Genomic DNA, 20,421 nt, shown 5'->3' with positions numbered 1-20,421 from the left:
GCGCACTTCCGGCAGGCGCCGGAGCGCGTTACTTGCCGACCTGGTTAGGCGCTGGGCCGAACAGAGCGGCGACCAGCGGATCGCGGGCGACCGGGCTGCGGTTCACGCGGATCGCGTAGTGGGTGTCGTCGGCCAGGATGTGGAAGTGGCGGCCGCTGCCGGCCATGCTCTGCTCGCGCAGGCCTGGACGCTCCTTGCGTGGGGCGGCGCCTTCGCGCTTTGGCTGGCAGATGGCGGCCAGGAAGGCTTTCACGCGTTCCTGGTCCGGGCAGATCTGGTACACGGCCTTGCCCAGGTAGGTGGCGGTGCCTTCGATATAGCGGGCCAGTTCGATGACGCCGGCTTCGCGCAGGTCGCGGATGTACTTGCGGGCGCCGGACGGCGAGAATTTCAGGAACCATGCGATCTCGTCGGCGAGCATCTCATGGGTCGACAGTTCGTTGATGAGCTTTTGCATGTTCTCGATCCGGCGCTGGGTGGCCGAGGTAGACCGCACACGCTCGATCGGCGCCAACGAAATCGGGGCGCGTTCGGTCGGTTGGGGCGGCACGCGTTCGATCAGCGCTGAGTTGCTGGAAGTGTGCACTGCGCCGTGTTCGCCTTGCACCGCGTTGTGATGGGTCGTTGCATGCATGTTGGTGTACTCCGTTGAGATAGAGAGAGACTGTGTGGTCCGGGTCGCTGTGTGTCTGTCTGACACCCTGACAACACCTTGGGTTCCGCTTAACTGGCCACAAGATTGCCTGCGTCAGACTGTCCGGTCTGTGCGCCAGCCCACATTGGTAAAATTCCATGAAGAATTTCGACAAGCATGGAACTTGTCAAAAATCAAATGAACTCGAGAAAAATCGCGTTTGTTGTACGATTACAACGGAGCACGACAAATTAGAAAGTTTCCTCCAATTAAGTTAAATCCGCCTTCCCTCTATATAGAGCAAATGTGAAATCAAGCTGTCAACGTTGCGGTTTTGTCACTCAGCAGTACTCATAGGTGCGCTAGCGCACGGACCCTCCGGAACTCGGCCTCGTATTCTTCACTCCAACATCACTGTCAAGGCACGCGATGTCACCCTACCTTTTCAACTTATGGGAGTTTCCTGTGAATAATTCGAAGAAGATCGCCCTGGCCGTCGCAATGCTCTGCGCCGCCGGCACCGCGCTGGCTCAAGAAGCGTCTGAGATCATTAACCCGTCCTGGTACATCCAGCCTAGCGTTGTCGGCATGAAGCCTGACAGCAACTTCGGCGTGGACGACAAGGACTGGGGCGGCGGCCTGAAGTTCGGTAAGGCCGTGCACCCGTACTGGGACATCCAGATCGGCGCCACCCAGGTCCGTACCGAAGATGGCGCTGCACGCTATCGCCAGACCCTGGTCGGTGTCGATGCGCTGCTGATGCTGTCGCGTAAACAGTTCCGCCCATTCATCCTGTTCGGCGTCGGCGCCGAGCGCGACAAGGTTGAAAACGCTCAGCGTTTCGTCAGCAAGAACTCGCCATATGCCACCGCCGGTATCGGCTTCCAGGCAAGCCTGAGCCCACAGTGGTCGCTGCAGGCCGACATCCGTTCGGTGCGCGGCTTCCTGCGTGACGACGAACGCTACGGCTTCGAACAAAGCAACAACAAGTACGTCACCGTCGGCCTGAACTACGCGTTCAACCCGCCGCCAGCACCACCGGCACCGGCTCCAGCACCAGTCGTCGAAGCCCCGGCTCCGGCACCGGCACCGGTCGCTCCGCCGCCACCACCGCCAGCACGTTTCGAAAAAGTGACGATGTCGGCAACCGAACTGTTCCAGTTCGACAAGGCTGAGCTGCGCATGCCACAGACCCGCCTGGACGAGATCGCCATGGCCCTGCAAGCCGACACCAGCATCACCAACGTCGACATCACCGGCTACACCGACCGCCTGGGTTCGGACAGCTACAACCAGAAGCTGTCGGAGCGCCGCGCCAACGCCGTGCGTGACTACCTGGTCAGCAAGGGCATCGACGGTAGCCGCCTGAACGCCATCGGCAAGGGCGAAGCGAATCCTGTCGTCGAGTGCAACGACAAGAAACGTGCAGACCTGATCAAGTGCCTGGAACCGAACCGCCGCGTCGAAGTCGAGCAGATCACGATCGAAAAACGCGTGCAGTAATCCGGTCAGCCGGCAGGGGCAATGAGATCGACATTGCCCCTTCACCCGGACGTCCCAGGACGTCCGGCTCAAGGGGCCTCGTGCCCCTTTTTCTTTTCCCCTTTTTTGGAGATCCGGTATGGCCGTCAAACAATGGTTCCCATATTCACGCCAGATCATCCACGTGATGAAGTGCGCCGTCACCGAATGGCTGGAGCACCGCGCCGCCAGCAAGGGCGCCGCACTGGCTTACTACACCCTGTTCTCGCTGGCGCCGATCCTGGTGCTGGTGATCGCGATCGCCGGCTTCTTCTATGGCGCCGAAGCGGCGCAGGGTCAGCTCTTCAATGAATTGCGCGGCCTGGTCGGGGCGCAAGGCGCCGACACCATCCAGGCGATCCTGGCCGGCGCACAAAACAAAGACAGCGGCCTGATGGCCACCATCATCGCCACCGTGCTGCTGCTGGTCGGCGCCACCTCTGTCTTCGCCGAGCTGAAGGACAGCCTGGACGAGATCTGGGACGTGCCGCCGCCGAAGGACGCCAGCTGGTGGGACACGGTGCGCACGCGCCTGCTCTCGTTCGGCCTGATCCTGGTGCTGGGCTTCCTGCTGATGGTGTCGCTGGTCGTGAGCGCGGCAATGGCCGTGGTCGAAAATTATTTCGGCGGCATGTACAAGGAAGCGTCGATCATCGTCGGCTGGATTTCCTCCTGCATCAGCTTCCTCGTCATCGCCACCCTGTTCGGGACGATCTACAAACTGCTGCCGCGCGTCCACCTGTCATGGCACGACGTCACCATCGGCGCGCTCGGCACGGCCGCCATGTTCACGCTGGGGAAATTCGGCATCGGCCTGTACATCGGCAACAGCGGCGCCGCCAACAGCTTCGGCGCGGCCGGCTCGCTGATCGCCCTGCTGCTGTGGGTATATTACTCGGCGCAGATCTTCTTCCTCGGCGCCGAGTTCGCGCGCCAGTATGCGCTGCAGCTAGGCAGCTTGCGGCACAAGCCGAAGGAAGAGACCGGGGCCAAGAAGGTCAAGCGCATGAGCTGAAAACCGTGCGTCGAACTTTTTCTTTGTCTAGCACAGAGTGCCGTGCATAGGTCTTGGCGATGGAAGCGAAAGTAATCACGCTTCCGTCGCCACATAATCACAGGCGCCTTTGCCGATCCTATTAACGACCTTCAGCCAGACCGCGCCAGTTTTGGCGCGGCGGTCTACAATAAGCGCCCATGCCTGCCCCCAATCCGAGGCCCGCATTCGCCGCCGATTCGCTCTCACCATACCATTATGGAACTGAACCAGAAGCTCTACCACGCCATCATCTGGGAAGCCGGTCCCGACGTTCCTGGCAAGCGTGTGGCAGTCGCGGCCTACAGTCTCGAAGACGCGCGGCAAAAGCTCGAAGCGCAATTTGGCAAAGGGACCGTATTCAATCTACATAACGAATTTGACGCAGACGCGGTGAGATAAGCCGTCGCCAATAGGCATCCCCTGCCGCATGCCGTGCCCTTATTCGCCCAGCAGCTCCGCCAGCGCTTCCATCCCCTCGACCCGCTCGGCCACCACCTTCAACACCACCACCACCGGCACGCCGAGCAGCAGGCCCCACATGCCCCACAGCCAGCCCCAGAACAGCAGGCTGACGAACACGGCGGCCGGGTTCATCTTGGCGATCTTGCCGGTCATCCAGGTAGTGACGACCATGCCGACCAGGGTGGCGATCCCCATCGAGGCGCCGGCCACGAGGATGACCATGCGCAGCGACTCGAACTGCATGAAGGCGACCAGGCCGGTGGCCGAGGTGATCAGCAAGGGGCCGAAGTAAGGCATGATGTGGGCCACGCCGGCGAAGATGGCCCAGGCGCCGGCGTTTTCCAGGCCGATCGCGCGCAGTGCCACCCACATCAGCAGCGCCAGCAGGATGTTCGTGACCAGCAGCATGAACATGTAGTTCTGGATCGAGGTGTTGATGTCGTCCAGGATGTGCACGGTCACTTTCTTGCGCGTCAGCGAGGGCCCGGTCAGCTTGACCAGCTTGCGCTTGAAGGTGTCGCCGGCCAGCAGCAGGAAGAACACCAGGAACACGACCATGGTCGACTGGGTGACGAAGGAAGCCAGGCCGACCGAGCCGGCCAGCAGCCAGTCGGTGATGCGGAAACTCGAGGAGTGCTGGGCCGCGACCGTGGGACGGCGCTGGATCAGGCGCGGGTTGGCGCCGACGTTGGCGGTGGCCTGCTCGATCTCGGCGGCGGCCTTTTGCACGCGCTGGATGGTCGAGCCCTCGCCGCCGGTGGCGCTGGTGACGAGCTTGGTCACCTTGTGCGTGAGCGTCGGCAGTTCGTCGAGGATGTTGAAGAATTCGTCCTGCAGCCGGTACATGGTCGCGCCCATGCCGCCCAGCAGCACGCCGGTGACGATGGTGGCGCCGATCAGGCGCGGGATGCGCAGGCGCTCGAGCCAGCGTACGACCGGACTCAGGGTGTAGGCGATGAAGATGCCGAGCAGGAGCGGCACGAAGAATTTTTGCGCCCATTGCAGCGCGAAGACAAAGGCCACGGTGGCCAGGATGCCCAGCGACAGCCCTCGGGCGTTCACATGGACGGGAAGACGCAGGCCGCCGGAATGCAGGGCCAGGTCGTCGGGATGATGCGGATGGCCGTGAGAAGGCGGCTCGAGGGAGTCCGGCCTGGCGGCGTCTGCCGCGAATGCCGGCACTCCCTCGGGGGCGGCGGAATGGTTTGGCTCGGCTGCTGCCGAGCCCGGTCTGGCGAGTTGCATGTGTTTGCCGAATGTTAGTCGCCGGACCGCGCCGCCCCGGCTGCGTGGATTACTTCACGCGGATATCGTTCTTGACCGAGCTTACACCCTTCACGCCGCGGGCGATCGCGACGGCTTTCTGCGCATCGCCGGCATCGGACACGAAGCCCGACAGCTGGACGTCGCCCTTGAAGGTTTCGACGTTGATTTCGGTTGCCTTGACGTTCGAGTCGGCGGCGAAGGCAGCCTTCACCTTGGCGGTGATGACGCTGTCGTCGACGTATTCGCCGGCGCTTTCCTTTTGCGGGCCGGAAGCGCAACCGACCATGGTGAAGGCGAGTGCGCCGGTGAAGACAGCGGTGGCCAGGCGTTGGGTGATTTTCATGATGTATCCCTTTCTTTCGTTGGTCAAAAAATATTCACTGCGTCGTATGTTTACTGCTTGCTCACTGCGAGCGGGGCCGGTACGTCACTTGCCGTACGCGGTTTTTGCGGCCTGGACACATTGGTCCTTCGCCGCGCCGGCAAACGCATCGCACTTCTGCAGTGCGACCCGGTATTCAGCCGTCAGTTTGTCTTCGCGCGCATTGCTGCGCGCCTCGATCATCTTGCGGTCCGCGGTGGCATCGGCCTGAGCGGCGACCAGGGTCGCCTTGGCCTGCTTGATGCACACGTCGCGGTCGTTGCCCGCCAGCGCCCCGCAGCGCGCCTTGTCGCGCGCATGGTTGGCGTCGGCGATGCGCATGCGGGCCTGGGTATAGGCCTTCAGGGTGTTCTTGTAGGCGGCGCCGGCTTCTTCTTCGGTGCGCACGCGCTCGGCCTTGGCCTCGGCCTCGCACACGTCGTGCGGGTTGCCGCTCAGGCTGTCGCAGCGCGCCCGCGCCGTCTTGTAGTTGGCGGCGGCCGTGTCGCGCGCCCGTTCATAGGCCGTCTTGGCGTCGGGCACCGGCGTCGTGCCCGCAGTTGCCGCCGCGGTGGCGGCCGGCGTGGCCGGCGTCGTGACGGCCTGGGCGCGGGCATGGCCTACCCACAACAGGGCGGCGCCGAGGATCAGCAGGGCATGCGTATTTTTCATTCTTGTCGTCATGTTCTTCGAGTGCTCCATTTGTGCTCTATCTGTCAACACATATGATGTTTTACGCTCCTTGACGGTGTATTTCTGTACGGTGTCGAACACAACAGCGTGATACTGCTCAGCATTAGCAACTCGGCAACAATGAGTGCGTCATCGCACAGACCCCCTGCTCCGCACTGCCTATTCTGGCCATACATCATTTGCCAGGAGAACAATATGAAAGCTACCCGCACCCTTGCAGCTGCGGTCGTCGCAGCCAGCGCCGTCCTCGCCGGTTGCGCCAGCAACGGCCCTTCGTACGGCAACAATGGCTACAACAGCGGCTACAACAACACCGCCTCGATGGGCTACGGCACGATCGAGTCGATCCAGGTGACCCAGGCCGAAAACCGCACCAGCGGCGGCGGCGCCGTGGCCGGCGCGCTGATCGGCGCCCTCGCGGGCAACCAGGTCGGCAGCGGCAGCGGCCGTACGGCGGCCACGGTGGCCGGCGGCGTGGCCGGCGCCGCCATCGGCAACAATGTCGAGCGCAACCGGAATGCCGGCAATGGCCAGGAGATGTACCAGGTGAACGTGCGCATGGACAACGGCGAATACCGTACCGTGGTCCAGGACAGCGTCTACGACCTGCGCGTGGGCAACCGCGTGCGCCTGGTCGACGGCCGCGTCTACCGCTACTAAGACCGTATCCGGGAGCGCTCCCCGGCTCCCTCCTTGTCGAAACGCCCACGGGCCGGCCTGCGCCGGCCCGCATTCTTTGTGGAGGTCATCATGAAGCTTCGAACGATCGCCGGACGCGCCGTGCTTGGCGCCTGCCTCGCCGCCGCCGCACCCCTCGCCCTGGCCCAGGCCAGCACCGATGCTAACGTGCCGCCGGCCGCGGCCAGCAAGCAGGCGCGCGAGATCGCCCAGGGCGACCCGGTGCGCTGGTCCAAGGAAGACACGACGCGCCAGGAACGCATGCGTACGCGTACCAAGGAAATCGGCGCGGCATTGGATGAAGCGAAGAATGCCTGCAAGGCGGGGCCGGCGGCAGAGCGCCAGGCTTGCTTGAAGACTGCCCAGGCCACCTGGGAAAGCGAAATGAAGGCGGTGCGCGCCGAGGCGCCGGTGCAGGCTGGCGCCGGCAGCGCGGGTTCCAGCAATGCGGGTGCCAGCAGCGCTGGCTCGAACAACGTGGGGTCCAGCAATGCCGGTTCCAGCAATGCTGGCAGCTCGGACGCCGGCGGCACAGGTTCCGGCAGCACGGGCAATGCCGGCACGGAACAGGCAGCCGGCGCCGGAACTACCACGGTGGGGCGCTGAGGCCGTCTGCAGGCCATCAGCAAAAAAAGACGGCGCCCAATCAACGATTGCGACGCCGCTCAAGCCCCACCATATTCTTTCGTCGACACCGCGAGGATCGGGCTTGCCAGGAGCGCAAACGGGTTGCGCATTCCAGGCAAGCCGCATGCAACGCGGCCGTGCTCAGGATACTTCGCGTGCTGCCCGGCGCTTCTGCATGAACCAGCCCGCTACACCCAGCAGTACCGCACCTGCCAGTGCCTGCTTGCCCATGCGCCGCTGGCGCACGAAGTTGAAGGCAGCCAGGCCATACGGCATCAGGACCGAGATGCTGGTACCCGTGGGTTTCAGCAGAGCATCAGCCCTGGCCCGAAGTGCCCATGTCGCGTGGTCGAAAGCAGAATGTAACATGACTTCGGGCCGCGCGCCGTGTTTCACTTGTGCGCGCGCGTACGCCACCCCGGCACGGTAGAACTCGCCCTCGCGCAGCAACTCGGCCTTGCGGGTTGCAGGGTCGCGGCTGTGCTTGTGACCGGCCAGGCCGGTCGGTTCGTCGTTATGATGATGATGCTTGTCCATGTTCCCTCCCCTGGTAGACGCTTACAGCAGTGCGTCGCGGTCGTTGCGCAATTCGTTCATCGTTTCCGGGAAGGCGAGCTTGCCCTGCTTGAGCATCGCCATTCCGCGCATCACCAGCACGGCCGTGATGACGAGGAACACGAGGAACAGCACCAGCAGGATCTTCCAGCCCATGGCGTCCCAGGCCAGCGCCACGATTGTCGCGGTGCCGTAGGCCAGTGCGAACCACACGGCGAGAATCGCGCCGGCGAAGATCGCCAGCAGTTCGATCGCGTGGTTGCGCACTTCCGACAACTCGAGTGCCGCTAATTCCACGCGGGACACGATGAGGCCGAACAGGTTCTTCGCCAGGCCGGAGATGCCGCCCATGAGTCCGGGACCATGTACAACGGTGTCGGTCTTTTCCATGGCGCTCTCCGACGTGTGTTATTTACGACCCAAGACGATGCCGACCAGCAGGCCGACGCTGGCGGCAGCAACGACGGTGCGCCATGGGTTGTCTTTTACGTAGACATCGGCCGTGTGCGCCAGTTCCTTGCTCTTGACGACAGCTTGACCCTGGTACTGGCTGGCCTTGCCCATGGCGCGGTCCAGCAGTTCCATGCCGCGCGAACGCAGCTCGTCGGCCTTGTCGCCGGTCAGCGAAGCGGCTGCGCTCAGCAGCGATTGCGCATCCTTGACCAGGACTTTCATGTCGGCATTTGCATTGTTCAGGCCGTTGTCGATCGAGCGGGCGGTGGTGTCTTGCATGATGTACTCCTGTTGTTGGTTATGGGGTTGGATAAAACGTGGTTACGGCACGAGGAAATCGCGCATGTCGTCGGCATGCTCTTCCTCGACGGCGAGGATCTCGGTCAGCATCTGGCGCGTGGTCGGGTCCTTGTCGCCGATCGCCTGGATCATCTGGCGATAGGACTCGATGGCCACGCGCTCGGCGATGAGGTCGGCGCGCACCATGGCCTGGGTATCGTCGGAATCGTCGTACTCGGCATGCGAACGCGCGGTCAGCGTGGCCGGGTTGAAGTTCGGCGAACCGTTCAGTTGCACGATGCGCTCGGCGATGCGGTCGGCGTGGTCCTGCTCCTGCTGGGCGTGTTCCAGGAACTCGGCCTTCAGGGCGCCGTTGTTCGGCCCGCTCACCGTGTAGTAGTGGCGTTTATAACGCAGCACGCACAGCAGCTCGGTGGCGAGCGCATCGTTCAGCATGGCGATGACGGCTTCGCGGTCGGCCGCGTAGCCGTCGGTGACGGCGCCTTCGTCGATGTTGGCGGCGGCGCGGCGGATGGCTTCGATGTCGAAGCCGTGTGCCAGGGGCTTGCCGGACTGTTCCATGATGATTCCTTTACCTCGGCTCATTTACTTCAACTAAGGGTCCGCCTGCTCAGCGTCCGGCAGTGCGTTGCGGAATCGGCGCATTGCCGTTCGACAGCACGATCTCGACACGGCGGTTCAGCTGGCGGTTGCCGGCGGTATCGTTGCCTGCGACCGGGAAGGCTTCGCCATAGGCCTTGGTGGCGATGCGCTGGCGCTCGATGCCCATTTCACCCAGTGCCGTGGCGACCGCGTTGGCGCGGCGCTGCGACAAGTCCTGGTTGAAGCTCGAGCTGCCGGTGCTGTCGGTAAAACCTTCGACCAGCACGGTACGCTCCGGGTTCTGCTGCATCACCTCGGCGAGCTTGCGCAGGGTCGAGGTTCCGTTAGGCGTCAGGGTCGCCTGGCCGGTCGCGAACAGCACGTCGCCGATGGTGACGACCATGCCGCGCTCGGTCTGCTTGGCGTGCAGTTCGACCAGCATCGCTTCGAGCTTGGCGGCGCGTTCGGCCAGGGCGCGGTTCTGGTCGGCGGCGGCGTTCGCCTGCTGCTGGGCGGCCATGGCGGCGGCCTGGGCGGCTTCGGCTTCGCGCTTGGCGCGTTCGGCTTCGGCGGTGCGCGCTTCCAGGCGCACGGCGTTGCGCTCCATCGAGGCGTTCGCGATATTCGCTTCGGCGGCCTTGGCGCGCGCCACTTCCTGGGCGGTGGCGATCTTCTGCTTGGCCACATAGGCCAGGCGGTCGATGTCTTCCAGGCTTTCCTTCTTGGCGGCGGCGGTGTTGGCGGCGTCGAGCGCGGCGCTGGCGTCGCGGAACTCCATCGGCGCGTAGGTCGAGACCTGCGGGTTATTGTTGGCGGAAACGAAATCGGCGCGCGCCTGGTCCAGGGTCGGCGTGGTGGTCGGCGTGCTGCTGCAGGCGGCCAGCAGGATGGCGCTGGCGAAGACGGCCGGTTTCAGGAAACGGTTTTTCATGTTCTTGCCCTCCTTGTCGTTGGCGCCGCATGGCGCATGGGATCGCGGTGCGCCGGCATGCGCGGTGCGGCGCTGTCATGGTGTGCTGCACGGATGTGCAGGCGTACTGCATGGTGGACGGCGCGCATGGCGACTGCCGTCCTCCTCATTGCTCTTACTGCGAGTTCGCGCGCTCGACTTCCTGGCGCAGCACGCGCAGGTCTTCGTTCAGCGCGTCGGAAGCAGCCGTGGCCTTGGCCGAGTTCGCCTTGCTCTGCGCCAGTTGCGCATCGGCCTGGGCCTGCATGGCCAGCTCGCGCGCCAGCTTGTAGTCGCGTGCGGCCAGGGCTTCGTTGGCGCGCATCATCTTGGCGCGCGCCGCAGTGATCTCGGCCGGGGCCAGCTCGGCGGCGCCCGCCTGCACGGCGTTCTGGACTGCATTGCGCGACACCGCGACATCGGCGGTGGCCGGCGCTTTCTGGCTGGCGCAACCGGTCAGTACCAGCATCGCTGCCAGCGCAGCACTGCCAACTGCACGCTTCATCGGGAATTGCTTGTCCATCCGGTTCTCCTGTTTATGTGAGGAAGTTGTTAACGTTATAAGCTTGTTATGAGACGAGTTCGGTACGCTAGCGCACACTGACCACCGATCGCAATGCTCATCCGTTTTCAGCGTGCGACACCGCACATTGATGACCCTTGTCTTTGCGCTAAGCTGGCTTCAACACTGACACCCAGCGAAGGATCGTCATGCCAGACACCACAACTCCCCAGCACGGCGCCGTCAAGCCCCACAACGGCCGCCGCAAGAAAATCATCCTCAGCGCAATCGGTATCCTGATTGCGATCCCGGTCATCGCCGTCATTTTCATCCTGACCTTCGACTGGAACAAGGCCCGCCCCTGGCTGAACGCCAAGGTCAGCGAGGCCATCGAACGTCCGTTCGCCATCCGCGGCAACCTGAACGTGGAATGGGAAATCCCGGCGCGCAGCATGGCGCCGGGCGACCGCAACCTGCGCGACTGGATTCCCTGGCCGCACCTGATCGCCAACGACGTCCACGTCGGCAACCCGGCCCACATGAAGCAGGCCGACATGGCGGCGGTGAAGCAGTTCTCGTTCTCGCTGAACCCGCTCGGCCTGCTGCACCACACGATCGGCATCCCCGTGCTGCGCTTCGACTCGCCGCGCGTGGACCTGGTGCGCACCGACGCCAGTCACTACAACTGGGTCTACAAGAAAGAGGAAAAGGAATCGAAGTGGAAGCTCGACCTCGAGCGCGTGGTCCTGACCGACGGCGTGGTGAGCTTCGTCGACGCCGTCACCAAGGCCGACGTCACGGCCCACGTGCGCACGCTCGCCAATGATCCGAAGTACGGCATCAGCTTCGAGGTCGGCGGCAGCTACAACGGCGCGCCGGTCACGGGCGGCGGCAAGGTGGGCCAGGTGCTGTCGCTGAAGGACCAGAACACGCCCTACCCGATCCAGGCCGACATGCGCAGCGGCCCCAGCCGCATTGCGATCGAGGGCACCGTCACCTCCCCGGCCAAGCTGAAGGCGGTCGATTTGCAGCTGCAACTGGCCGGCCGCAGCATGGCGCGCCTGTACAACTTCACCGGCATCACGCTGCCGGAAACCCCGGCCTTCTCGACCGCTGGCCGCCTGCGCGGCGAGCTCGACCGTGAATACGGGCGCTGGACCTACGAGGACTTCAAGGGCAAGGTCGGCAGCAGCGACATCCACGGCAAGTTGGTCTACGAGGGCGGCAAGCCGCGCGGCAAGCTGTCGGGCAACGTGGCGTCGAACAAGCTGGTGTTCGAGGATCTGGGCCCGCTGGTCGGCGCCGACTCGAACGCCAGCAAGAAGGCGCGCGGCGTGGAAGCGGTGCAGCCGGGCGGCAAGGTCTTGCCGGTGGAAGAGTTCCGTACCGAGCGCTGGAAAGCCATCGACGCCGATGTGAAGTATGCAGCGGACAAGATTGTCCGCGAAAAGACCCTGCCGATCAGCAAGCTCTCGGCCCACCTGATCATGAAGGATGGCGTCATCACCCTGGCGCCGCTCGACTTCGGCGTGGCCGGGGGCACGCTGCGCTCGACGATCCGTTTGGATGGCAGCGGCGCGGCCGGCAATACCATCGCGGCCACGGCCAAGGTCTCGGCGCGCCACATCCAGATCAAGCAACTGTTCCCGACCATCGAGCAGATGCAGGCCACGGTCGGCCAGGTGAACGGCGACGCGCAACTGTCGGCCACCGGCACCTCGGTCGCTTCCCTGCTCGGCACCTCGAACGGCGAGGTCAAGGCACTGGTCAACCAGGGCACGATCAGCAAGATGCTGCTCGAGATGGCCGGCCTGAACGTGGGCAACATGGTGCTCACCAAGCTGTTCGGCGACAAGCCGGTGGAACTGAACTGCCTGGCGGCCGACTTCGACGTCAAGAAGGGCGTGATGCAGTCGCAGGTCTTCGTGGTCGATACGAAAGAGGCGATCATCAACGTCAGCGGCAACGTCAACCTGGGCAACGAAGGCATGGACCTGACCGTGAAACCCGAGACCAAGGCCCTGCGCCTGTTCACGCTGCGCGCCCCGCTCTACGTGCGCGGCACCTTCAGCGACCCGGACGTGTCGGTCGACAAGAAGACGCTGGCCCTGAAGGCGGGCGGCGCGGCAGCCCTGGCGACCATCGCGGCGCCGGTGGCGGCCCTGCTCCCGCTGATCAATACCGGCCCTGGCGAGAACAGCGACTGCGCCAAGCTGGTGGCCCTGGCCAACGCCAAGCCGACCGCGCCGCCGCCCGGCAAGACGAAGAAGTAATGTAAAAATGTAAGACCCAAAGCAGGGCCAGCCACAGTGTGTGTTGTCGAACAGACTTCATTTGTGCGCTGGCCTATTCTGGACCCATCGCCGAAGTGAAAAGCGGCATTCGAGGAAACTGCATGACGTACTGGAAACCGGCCGTGGCCTTGCTCGCGGTCCTGGGCTTCGGAAGCATGGCCAGCGGCTGTGTTTCCTCCGGCAATGTGCCGGGAAGAACTGAAGCCCGGGCTGTGGACGACGCGACGATCACGACCGGCGTCCAGGCAGCCATCGGCAAGGCGCCGGAGCTGCGCGCAGCGGACATCGATGTCGCCACCCGCGAAGGCATCGTCAGGCTGAGCGGTTTCGTCAGCTCGGCAGAGAATGTGGCAACCGCAGCGTCGGTTGCGCGCACCGTGAAGGGCGTCAAGTCGGTACACAACGACCTGCGCCTGAAGTAAAACCCCACCCAAGGAGATCATTATGAAAACCATCAAACAACTGGCAGTGAGCGCAACCATCGCAACCCTGGCACTGGGCATGACCGGCTGCTCCAACATGTCGCAGCAAGACAAGAACACCGCCATCGGCGCCGGCGCCGGTGCAGTGGTCGGCGGCGTCCTGACCGGTGGCTCGGCCGTCGGCACCGTGGGCGGCGCAGCCGTCGGCGGCGTGATCGGCAACCAGACCGGCAAAACGAACTAAATCGTTTTCAGCCCGATGCAACAACGCCCCGCTTGCGGGGCGTTGTTGTTTGCAGGCTGTGTGTGGGGGATGGCGTAGGGTGGACGGCTTTACCCTGGTGCTGGACGAGCATGCTGCGTGAACGCCGTCCACGCGTTCAAACCCACGATGACACGCCGCGACGGGTTTGCAGATGGTTGAACGCGTGGGCGGCGCAAAAGCCGCGTGACCGCACACGCCCGGATGAAGCCGCCTCTCGCGGCCCGGACCACCCTACGCGCCCGCGTCAAACGAAGGCGCTCGACAATGCCCCGACCGAGGCATCCTTGACGATCTCGTAGCAGGTGCAGGCCGCCGCGGCCAGCCCGACCGGGTCGAGGATCTCGATGTTGCCGCGGCTGTAGATGATCAATCCCTGCTGCTGCAGCGCGCTGGCCGCTTTTGTTACGCCGACCCGGCGCACGCCGAGCGCATGGGCCAGGAATTCGTGCGTGAGGTGGAATTTGTCGGATTGCAGGCGGTCGCGCGTGATCAGCAGCGAGCGCGCCAGGCGCGCCTCGAGCACGTGGAAGCGGCTGCAGACGGCGATCTGGATCGCCTGCGCCAGCAGGGTGTCGGTGTAGCGGTAGAGCACGCGCTGCAGCGCCGGATTGCGCGCGAACTCGGCGCGGAAATCGCTGCTCGTCATGCGGCTGGCGCTCCCGGGCCGCTGCACCACCGCGCGCACCTGGGCCGTCTGGTGGCCAAGCGCGACGGTGGCGCCGAGCATGCCCTCGCGCCCGACCAGGCCGACCTCGAGCGTGAGGCGCCCGCCGGCCACGCCGAGCAGCGAGATCAGGCTGTCGTGGGGAAAGTAAATGTGGTGGAAAGGCTCGCCCGCTTCGGACAATACCTCTCCCGCCTCGACCTTTACCTGGTCGAGCATCGGCAACACCTGGGCCAACTCCTGCGGCGGGAGCGCGGCCAGCAGCAAATTGGCGTTGTGCTCGGCGACGTCGTGGGAAGCGGCAAAATTCATCGGACCCTCGTGGTAGGCTGCACGCGTCCCGCCTCGGGTAAAAGGACGGGGCACGAACAGCGGATACATTTGCAAACAATTTCGATCAGAGTAAATCCTCCCATAGGAGGAAGTATGTTCGGTGACGCACGGAATACCTTGTTGTTCCTGAGGACAATCAGCAGCGTCGACCGGGCGCGCTGCCTGGCCGGCGCGGGCCGTACACGCGGCCTGCAATCTGTCGAGGAACAAGCCATGAACAATATCCCTACTCCCCCGGCGCGCGCCCAGCACCACCCGCTCCTCCTGATCGCGGCGCTTGCCGTCGTCCTGTTCTGCCTGGTCGGCACCGCCGCCATCATGGGCTGGATTCCGTCTTCGATCGGTGGCAATTCGGGCCGTCAATTGAGCGAAGCCGACCGCGCCGCGCTGGCGGCCACCCTGCCGCCGGCGAACCAGGATGCGCCGACCCTGCCGGCCGCCGGCGCCGATCCGCTCGCCGCCCAGGGCGCCATGACTGCGGCCCCGGCCGCACCGGCCTATCCTGCCCAGCAGCTGGCCCAGGGCTATGCCCCCGCTCCCGCCCCCGCGCCCGCGCCGGCCCCTGCTCCGGTCGTGCATCCGAAGGCCGAGAAGGAGCCGGTCCAGGTCGCCGCCGCGGAGACACCAAAATGGTGCGGCAACTGCGGCAACATCGAATCGGTGCGCGCCATCAAGCAGCGCGCCCAGGGCAGCGGCCTGGGCGCGGCCGGCGGTGCGGTGGTCGGCGGCTTGCTCGGCAACCAGATCGGCGGCGGCCATGGCCGCCAGCTGGCCACCGTCGCCGGCGCCATCGGCGGCGCCGTGGTCGGCAACCAGGTCGAAGGCAACATGAAGGCCAGCACCAGCTACGAAATCCGGGTGCGCCTGGACGACGGCACCTTGCGCACCTTCCACCAGAGCAGCCAGCCGCAATGGCGCAGCGGCGACCGCGTGCGCATCGTCAAGGGCCGCCTGCGCGCCGCCTGATCAAGATCATCCTTCCCCTTTTCGAGGCCGGCCATCCGCGAGGATGCCCGGCCTTGATATTTTCTCCAGTGCAATGTGCGCCAACGCACGGAATTACTGCTGAGCTGGCACCAGAATGTTTCTACGCCGGAAACTAAGAGCACACCAGCCGGCGCCGGGCACCTGCTGCGGCAAGTCCCGGACACCAACCATCGAAAAGGGGATTACCATGAATAGCCTCGCGTGGATCGGCATCATCGTTTGGGGATTGCTTGTGACGGGCTTCGGCCTGGTGTCCGCGGGTCCGCCGCTGCCCGAGGGGCATGCGGTGGCGCCGCACGACGTGACGCTGCTCGTTGCCGGCGGCCTGCTGACCTGCCTGATCGGCGTGGTCGGCCTGCTCGGCTTCATGGGCTGGATTCCGGGGCTGCAAAGCGCCGGCCTGCAAAGCGGCGGGATGCAAAAAGAACAAAAATCTCGCGCATAATGTGGGCCATCGAACGGTGGTGCTGAGCAGCCCGCCTCATACTGGACTTACCGCGCCACCGAGGCGCTAATGTCTGAGGAGACTCATCATGCTTTATACTATTGCCATCGTTTTGATCGTCCTGTGGCTGCTCGGCCTGGTTACCTCGTACACCATCGGCGGCTTCATCCACATCCTGCTGGTCGTTGCCGTGATCATGATCCTGGTGCGCCTGATCAGCGGACGAGGCATATAGGCGCCAGCGCGCGAGTGACGCCTTGCGTCGGCTTGCCGCCCGCGATTGCATCGACAATCGCATGCGCCAACAGAAGTTTGTTTGACCAATCCGTTTCGCGGACGTGCCCGCAGGGTGCGCCTACGAAACGGATTTTTTCTTTAAGGAGAGCGATTATGACTACCAACCTCACCAAATCCGCCATCGCAGCAACCATTCTCGCACTCGGCGTCAGCGGCTGCGCCGACATGAGCGCCACCCAGCGCGGCACCGCCACCGGCGCCGGCGCCGGTGCGGCCCTCGGCGCCATCATCGGCGGCACCACCGGTGGCGGCGGCAGCAGCCGCGCCACCAAGGGCGCCGTCCTCGGCGGCGCTGCCGGCGCCGTGATCGGCAACATCTGGTCCAAGCGCATGGAGCAGCAGAAGCAGGCCATGGAACAGGCCACGCAAGGCACCGGCGTGCAAGTGTCGCAGACCTCGGATAACCGCCTGAAGCTGGAAATCCCGAGCGATATCTCGTTCGACACGGGCCGCTCCGACATCAAGTCGAACTTCCAGCCGATCCTGCAGCGCTTCGCCACCACCCTGCAGGAAAACCCGAACACGAACGTCGTCATCATCGGCCATACCGACAACACCGGCAGCGTGTCGATCAACCAGCCGCTGTCGGTCGACCGCGCTTCGCGCACGCGCGACTACCTGGCTGGCCGCGGCGTGAATCCGAACCGCATCACCATCGAAGGCCGCGCCGACCGCGAGCCGATCGCCAACAACGGCGATGCGGCCGGCCGTGCCCGCAACCGCCGCGTCGAGATCTTCGTCGCCGAACCGGCACAGGGTTGAGTCCCATCCCGCCAGGCTCCGCTGGAGCGAGGCGAGGAGGATAAGTAAAAAGGGCCTCGAGCGTGAGTTTTACTTATGCTCGAGGCCTTTTTGTATAGACGTCTAGACGAGTAATTAGCCTATGACCCTATGAGTTGATGGCATACCTGTTGTGTTAATCAAACAAACATCCAATCGAATTTGACATTTGTTTATCCGAAATGCTTTTATGTTGCCCTCAAGCGCGATTTGCTGCTTGAGCAATCTATTAACAGCAACAAACCGAACGTCAGCGCCCTACGGCCCGGCCACAAGCCAGCCCCGGACAGGCGGGCCGCGCGGTGAAAGAAGCATCGGAGATTTTTTTGACTAAGCAGCATCTCGCAGTAAAGCGCAGCGTTGTCGCTGTCGCCCTGACCCTGGCCTCGACCAGCGTCGTCTTCGCGCAGCAGGAAGCTGCCGCCCCGGTAACCAAGGTGTACGTCACCGGTTCCAACATCAAGCGTGCCGACAAGGAAGGCTCCTCGCCGGTCGGCGTCATGAACGCAAAACAGATCGAAGCGACCGGCGCCAACACCGTCGCCGAACTGCTGCACTCGATCCCGGCCTTCGGCTCGGGCACCTCGAACGACATCACCGACGGCTCGTTCTCGAAAGGCACCTCGACCGCCTCGCTGCGCGGCCTGGGCTCGTCCTCGACCCTGATCCTGCTGAACGGCCGCCGCATCACGGCATCGGCCTACGCCGACCCGAACCAGGGCAAGTCGGCCGTGTATGACCTGAACAGCATCCCGGTCTCGGCCATCGACCGCGTCGAGATCTTCAAGGATGGGGCTTCGGCCGTGTACGGCTCGGACGCGATCGCCGGCGTCATCAACTTCATCACCAAGACCGACTACCAGGGCGCCGAGATCAAGGTCTCGACCAGCGCCAACGAAGACGGCGAGTTCGCCCGCAACAACGTCAACGGCGTGTTCGGCTTCGGCGACCTCGAGGCAGACCGCTACAATGCCTTCATCTCCTTCGACCTGGCGCAGCGCGACCGCACCGGCATCAAGGACGTCAAGGACATCAAGCAGAACATGTATTCGGACATCAATGCCCGTCTGAATCCTTATTCGAGCTACCTGTCGGACCAGGCCTTCTTCTTCCGCGAGCGCACCCCAGGCGCGCGCAACTTCGCGAACAACCTGGCCACCGGCGCCGGCATCGTCAACCAGCTCGGTTGCGATCCGTCGCAGCAGATCACCGGCGACCGCGTTGCGAACAACCTGACCGCGACCTCGATGCTGAACGGCCGCACCTTCTGCAACTACGACGCCGACAACAACGCCGAAGCGCAGAGCAAGGGCAAGGACGCCAACATCCTGGGCAAGCTGACCGTCCAGATCACCCCGGACATCACCTCGTTCACGGAATTCGGCTACAGCCGCGTCGACCGCGAATACACCGGCAATCCTTCGACCCTGCTGTCGACCTCGCCGACCACCGTGTTCCGCACCGACGGCCTGCCGAGCGACTACCAGCTGATCCTGCCGGTCGGCCACCCGGACAATCCGTTCACCGATGCCCGCTCGGCAGTCGGCTACCGCTTCGTCGGCACGAACGGCGGCTCGCGCAACGTCAACGAGGCCTTCCGCCTGCTGACCGGCCTGAAAGGCACCACCGGCCGCTTCGACTGGGAATCGGGCCTCTTGATCAACCGCAGCGAGCGTACCGAAACGATGCGCGGCATGCTGTACCGCCCGACCATCGACCGCATCGTCAGCGAAGGCCGTACCCTGGCCCAGACCGCCGCCGATCCATCGGCTGTGCGCGACGTGCGCAACGAGGGTTATGCCCAGGTTGCCCAGTTCGACGCGAAAGCCTCGACCACGGTCGGCACCCTGGCCGGCGGCGACATCGGCCTGGCCTTCGGCGGCGAAATCCGCCAGGAAAAACTGTCGATGACCCCGGACGAGCTGACCCAGACCGGCCAGATCCTCGGCCTGTCGAACTCGCTGATCGAAGGCCGTCGCATGGTCAAGTCGGCATTCGTCGAAATCCGTACGCCGTTCACCAAGAACTTCGAGATGGACTTCGCCGGCCGCTACGACAAGTACCCGAACGATTCGAGCTTCGTGCCGAAAGTCGGCGCCAAGTGGGCCGTCAGCGACCAGCTGACCTTCCGCTCGACCTACGCCGAAGGCTTCCGCGCCCCGGCCCTGTCGCAGATCGCCAAGGGCGGCGTGCAGTCGTTCTCGACCGTGCCTGACACCGTGCGCTGCCCGAACGGCGAAGATCCGCTGCCGGGCGCGTCGGATGCCGACTGCGCACGCCGCATCTCGAGCATGTCGGCGTCGAACCCGAATCTGAAGCCGGAAACCTCGAAGAGCTTCTCGTTCGGCGCGATCATCAACCCGACCCGCAACCTCGACATCCTGATCGACTACTACAAGATCCGCAAGGAAGACGAGACCGCGCTGCTGTCGGCTGGCTACGTCGTCGACCACCCGGACCTGTACCCGGGCCTGGCGATTCGCGACAACAACCCGGCCAACCTGCTGCGCGATGCCAACGGCAACGTGATCCCGAACAGCGGCCCGCTGAGCGCCGTCAACCGTTACTACGTGAACCAGGGTTCGACGACCGTGTCGGGCCTGGACTTCGAAGTCGCGCACCGCCTGTCGCTGGGCGACAAGGGCCGCCTGTCGACCAAGCTGGACTACAACTACGCGATCTCGTACAAGCGCGCCGAAATGCCGGGCGACCACGAGAACAACCTGGTTGGCACCAACGGCGGCCTGGCTGACTGGGCAACCTCGGTAGGCGACATTCCGCGTCACCGTGCTACCCTGTCGACCGCCTGGACCATGGGCGTGCACACCGTCACCGGCTCGATCGACTACGTGTCGCCAGTCTCGCTGTACCGTCGCTACGACAACGCCGAGCGCTTCGAGACCCCGTTCTGCTACTACGGCAGCAACACCGGTGCGCCTACCGGCCAGACCGTTGGCGGCCTGCCGCGCTTCAGCAACTGGGTGAGCGATTGCTCGGTGCAGGAATGGACCACGGTTAACGTCGGCTACACCTACACGGGCTTCAAGAACTGGACCCTGTCGGCCAACATCCGCAACCTGTTCGACACCGCGGCGCCGTACGATCCACGCTACCCAAGCGAAGGCTTCAACCCACAGCTGCACAACGGCATGGGTCGTTACTTCCGCCTGACCGCCGGCTACCGCTTCTAATCGACGTTTGATCGAAGCTTAGCTCCAGCGAAAACCGCCCGGTGTCACAACCGGGCGGTTTTTTCATGGCCGGTTCGATGCCGCACAAACCTTTCTCGGGGCGTCCGCGCGATAGTGTTGCTTC

General features: G+C 64.2%; 24 protein-coding genes. 13 read left to right on the top strand and 11 right to left on the bottom strand.

Going from position 1 to position 20,421, the window contains the following annotated elements; translation table 11 throughout:
• Positions 1–28 precede the first annotated feature (28 nt).
• Entirely contained in the window at positions 29–634 is a 606-nt protein-coding gene (locus tag LK540_RS22440) for a winged helix-turn-helix domain-containing protein (protein WP_229439616.1), read from the bottom strand.
• A 465-nt stretch (positions 635–1,099) separates the two neighbouring features.
• On the opposite strand from LK540_RS22440, the gene LK540_RS22435 reads away from it, so the two are divergent.
• The 3 genes from LK540_RS22435 (at position 1,100) to LK540_RS22425 (ending at position 3,590) form a co-directional block, all read left to right on the top strand.
• Positions 1,100–2,137: an OmpA family protein gene (locus tag LK540_RS22435; protein ID WP_229439615.1), complete on the top strand. Its 1,038-nt coding sequence runs from the start codon at positions 1,100–1,102 to the stop codon at positions 2,135–2,137.
• A 118-nt stretch (positions 2,138–2,255) separates the two neighbouring features.
• Positions 2,256–3,170, top strand: coding sequence for a YihY/virulence factor BrkB family protein (locus tag LK540_RS22430; RefSeq protein WP_229439614.1), 915 nt, complete (start codon positions 2,256–2,258; stop codon positions 3,168–3,170).
• Between the two features lie 237 nt (positions 3,171–3,407).
• Positions 3,408–3,590 carry a hypothetical protein gene (locus LK540_RS22425; RefSeq protein ID WP_229439613.1) on the top strand — a complete coding sequence of 61 codons (183 nt, stop codon included), beginning with the start codon at positions 3,408–3,410 and terminating at the stop codon, positions 3,588–3,590.
• 39 nt (positions 3,591–3,629) lie between these two features.
• Here the strand turns inward: LK540_RS22425 and LK540_RS22420 are convergent, their stop codons facing one another.
• From LK540_RS22420 to LK540_RS22410, 3 genes are all read right to left on the bottom strand, one after another.
• A complete protein-coding gene (locus LK540_RS22420; protein ID WP_229439612.1) occupies positions 3,630–4,898 on the bottom strand; it encodes an AI-2E family transporter in 1,269 nt (422 codons plus the stop codon).
• A gap of 49 nt (positions 4,899–4,947) precedes the next feature.
• Positions 4,948–5,262: a BON domain-containing protein gene (locus tag LK540_RS22415; protein WP_229439611.1), complete on the bottom strand. Its 315-nt coding sequence runs from the start codon at positions 5,260–5,262 to the stop codon at positions 4,948–4,950.
• Between the two features lie 84 nt (positions 5,263–5,346).
• Positions 5,347–5,952: a hypothetical protein gene (locus LK540_RS22410; RefSeq protein ID WP_229439610.1), complete on the bottom strand. Its 606-nt coding sequence runs from the start codon at positions 5,950–5,952 to the stop codon at positions 5,347–5,349.
• A 216-nt stretch (positions 5,953–6,168) separates the two neighbouring features.
• Between LK540_RS22410 and LK540_RS22405 the strand changes: the two genes are divergently transcribed.
• Entirely contained in the window at positions 6,169–6,633 is a 465-nt protein-coding gene (locus tag LK540_RS22405) for a glycine zipper 2TM domain-containing protein (protein ID WP_229439609.1), read from the top strand.
• A gap of 90 nt (positions 6,634–6,723) precedes the next feature.
• Complete coding sequence (locus LK540_RS22400; protein WP_229439608.1) at positions 6,724–7,257, top strand: hypothetical protein; 534 nt, start codon at positions 6,724–6,726, stop codon at positions 7,255–7,257.
• 162 nt (positions 7,258–7,419) lie between these two features.
• On the opposite strand, the gene LK540_RS22395 is transcribed toward LK540_RS22400, so the two are convergent.
• The 6 genes from LK540_RS22395 to LK540_RS22370 all read right to left on the bottom strand — a co-directional run bounded on the left by LK540_RS22395 (position 7,420) and on the right by LK540_RS22370 (position 10,640).
• A complete protein-coding gene (locus LK540_RS22395) occupies positions 7,420–7,815 on the bottom strand; it encodes a hypothetical protein (protein WP_229439607.1) in 396 nt (131 codons plus the stop codon).
• Positions 7,816–7,836: 21 nt separating this feature from the next.
• The gene (locus LK540_RS22390) at positions 7,837–8,223 is read right to left on the bottom strand and encodes a phage holin family protein (protein ID WP_229439606.1); all 387 of its coding nucleotides are present in this window, start codon (positions 8,221–8,223) and stop codon (positions 7,837–7,839) included.
• 18 nt (positions 8,224–8,241) lie between these two features.
• Positions 8,242–8,565, bottom strand: a complete 324-nt coding sequence (locus LK540_RS22385) for a YqjD family protein (protein ID WP_229439605.1) — start codon at positions 8,563–8,565, stop codon at positions 8,242–8,244.
• A 42-nt stretch (positions 8,566–8,607) separates the two neighbouring features.
• On the bottom strand, positions 8,608–9,147 hold the full coding sequence (locus tag LK540_RS22380) for a bacterioferritin (protein ID WP_229439604.1): 540 nt from the start codon (positions 9,145–9,147) through the stop codon (positions 8,608–8,610).
• Between the two features lie 49 nt (positions 9,148–9,196).
• On the bottom strand, positions 9,197–10,099 hold the full coding sequence (locus LK540_RS22375) for an OmpA family protein (RefSeq protein WP_229439603.1): 903 nt from the start codon (positions 10,097–10,099) through the stop codon (positions 9,197–9,199).
• Positions 10,100–10,253: 154 nt separating this feature from the next.
• On the bottom strand, positions 10,254–10,640 hold the full coding sequence (locus LK540_RS22370; protein ID WP_229439602.1) for a DUF4398 domain-containing protein: 387 nt from the start codon (positions 10,638–10,640) through the stop codon (positions 10,254–10,256).
• A gap of 188 nt (positions 10,641–10,828) precedes the next feature.
• On the opposite strand from LK540_RS22370, the gene LK540_RS22365 reads away from it, so the two are divergent.
• The 3 genes from LK540_RS22365 (at position 10,829) to LK540_RS22355 (ending at position 13,579) form a co-directional block, all read left to right on the top strand.
• The gene (locus LK540_RS22365) at positions 10,829–12,892 is read left to right on the top strand and encodes an AsmA family protein (protein WP_229439601.1); all 2,064 of its coding nucleotides are present in this window, start codon (positions 10,829–10,831) and stop codon (positions 12,890–12,892) included.
• A gap of 122 nt (positions 12,893–13,014) precedes the next feature.
• Entirely contained in the window at positions 13,015–13,335 is a 321-nt protein-coding gene (locus LK540_RS22360; RefSeq protein WP_229439600.1) for a BON domain-containing protein, read from the top strand.
• A gap of 22 nt (positions 13,336–13,357) precedes the next feature.
• A complete protein-coding gene (locus LK540_RS22355; RefSeq protein ID WP_229439599.1) occupies positions 13,358–13,579 on the top strand; it encodes a glycine zipper 2TM domain-containing protein in 222 nt (73 codons plus the stop codon).
• 265 nt (positions 13,580–13,844) lie between these two features.
• Here LK540_RS22355 and LK540_RS22350 read toward each other — a convergent pair whose 3' ends face one another.
• Complete coding sequence (locus tag LK540_RS22350; protein ID WP_229439598.1) at positions 13,845–14,576, bottom strand: Crp/Fnr family transcriptional regulator; 732 nt, start codon at positions 14,574–14,576, stop codon at positions 13,845–13,847.
• Between the two features lie 234 nt (positions 14,577–14,810).
• On the opposite strand from LK540_RS22350, the gene LK540_RS22345 reads away from it, so the two are divergent.
• The 5 genes from LK540_RS22345 to LK540_RS22325 all read left to right on the top strand — a co-directional run bounded on the left by LK540_RS22345 (position 14,811) and on the right by LK540_RS22325 (position 20,297).
• Positions 14,811–15,563, top strand: coding sequence for a glycine zipper 2TM domain-containing protein (locus tag LK540_RS22345; RefSeq protein ID WP_229439597.1), 753 nt, complete (start codon positions 14,811–14,813; stop codon positions 15,561–15,563).
• Between the two features lie 208 nt (positions 15,564–15,771).
• Positions 15,772–16,029, top strand: coding sequence for a hypothetical protein (locus tag LK540_RS22340; protein WP_229439596.1), 258 nt, complete (start codon positions 15,772–15,774; stop codon positions 16,027–16,029).
• Positions 16,030–16,117: 88 nt separating this feature from the next.
• Entirely contained in the window at positions 16,118–16,264 is a 147-nt protein-coding gene (locus LK540_RS22335) for a lmo0937 family membrane protein (protein ID WP_136223041.1), read from the top strand.
• Positions 16,265–16,419: 155 nt separating this feature from the next.
• The gene (locus LK540_RS22330) at positions 16,420–17,088 is read left to right on the top strand and encodes an OmpA family protein (protein WP_229439595.1); all 669 of its coding nucleotides are present in this window, start codon (positions 16,420–16,422) and stop codon (positions 17,086–17,088) included.
• 344 nt (positions 17,089–17,432) lie between these two features.
• Positions 17,433–20,297, top strand: coding sequence for a TonB-dependent receptor (locus LK540_RS22325; protein WP_229439594.1), 2,865 nt, complete (start codon positions 17,433–17,435; stop codon positions 20,295–20,297).
• Positions 20,298–20,421 lie beyond the last annotated feature (124 nt).

This window comes from Massilia sp. IC2-278 (genome assembly GCF_020708045.1).
Taxonomy (GTDB): Bacteria; Pseudomonadota; Gammaproteobacteria; order Burkholderiales; family Burkholderiaceae_D; genus Telluria.
This window is presented reverse-complemented; position numbering and strand designations above follow the sequence as displayed.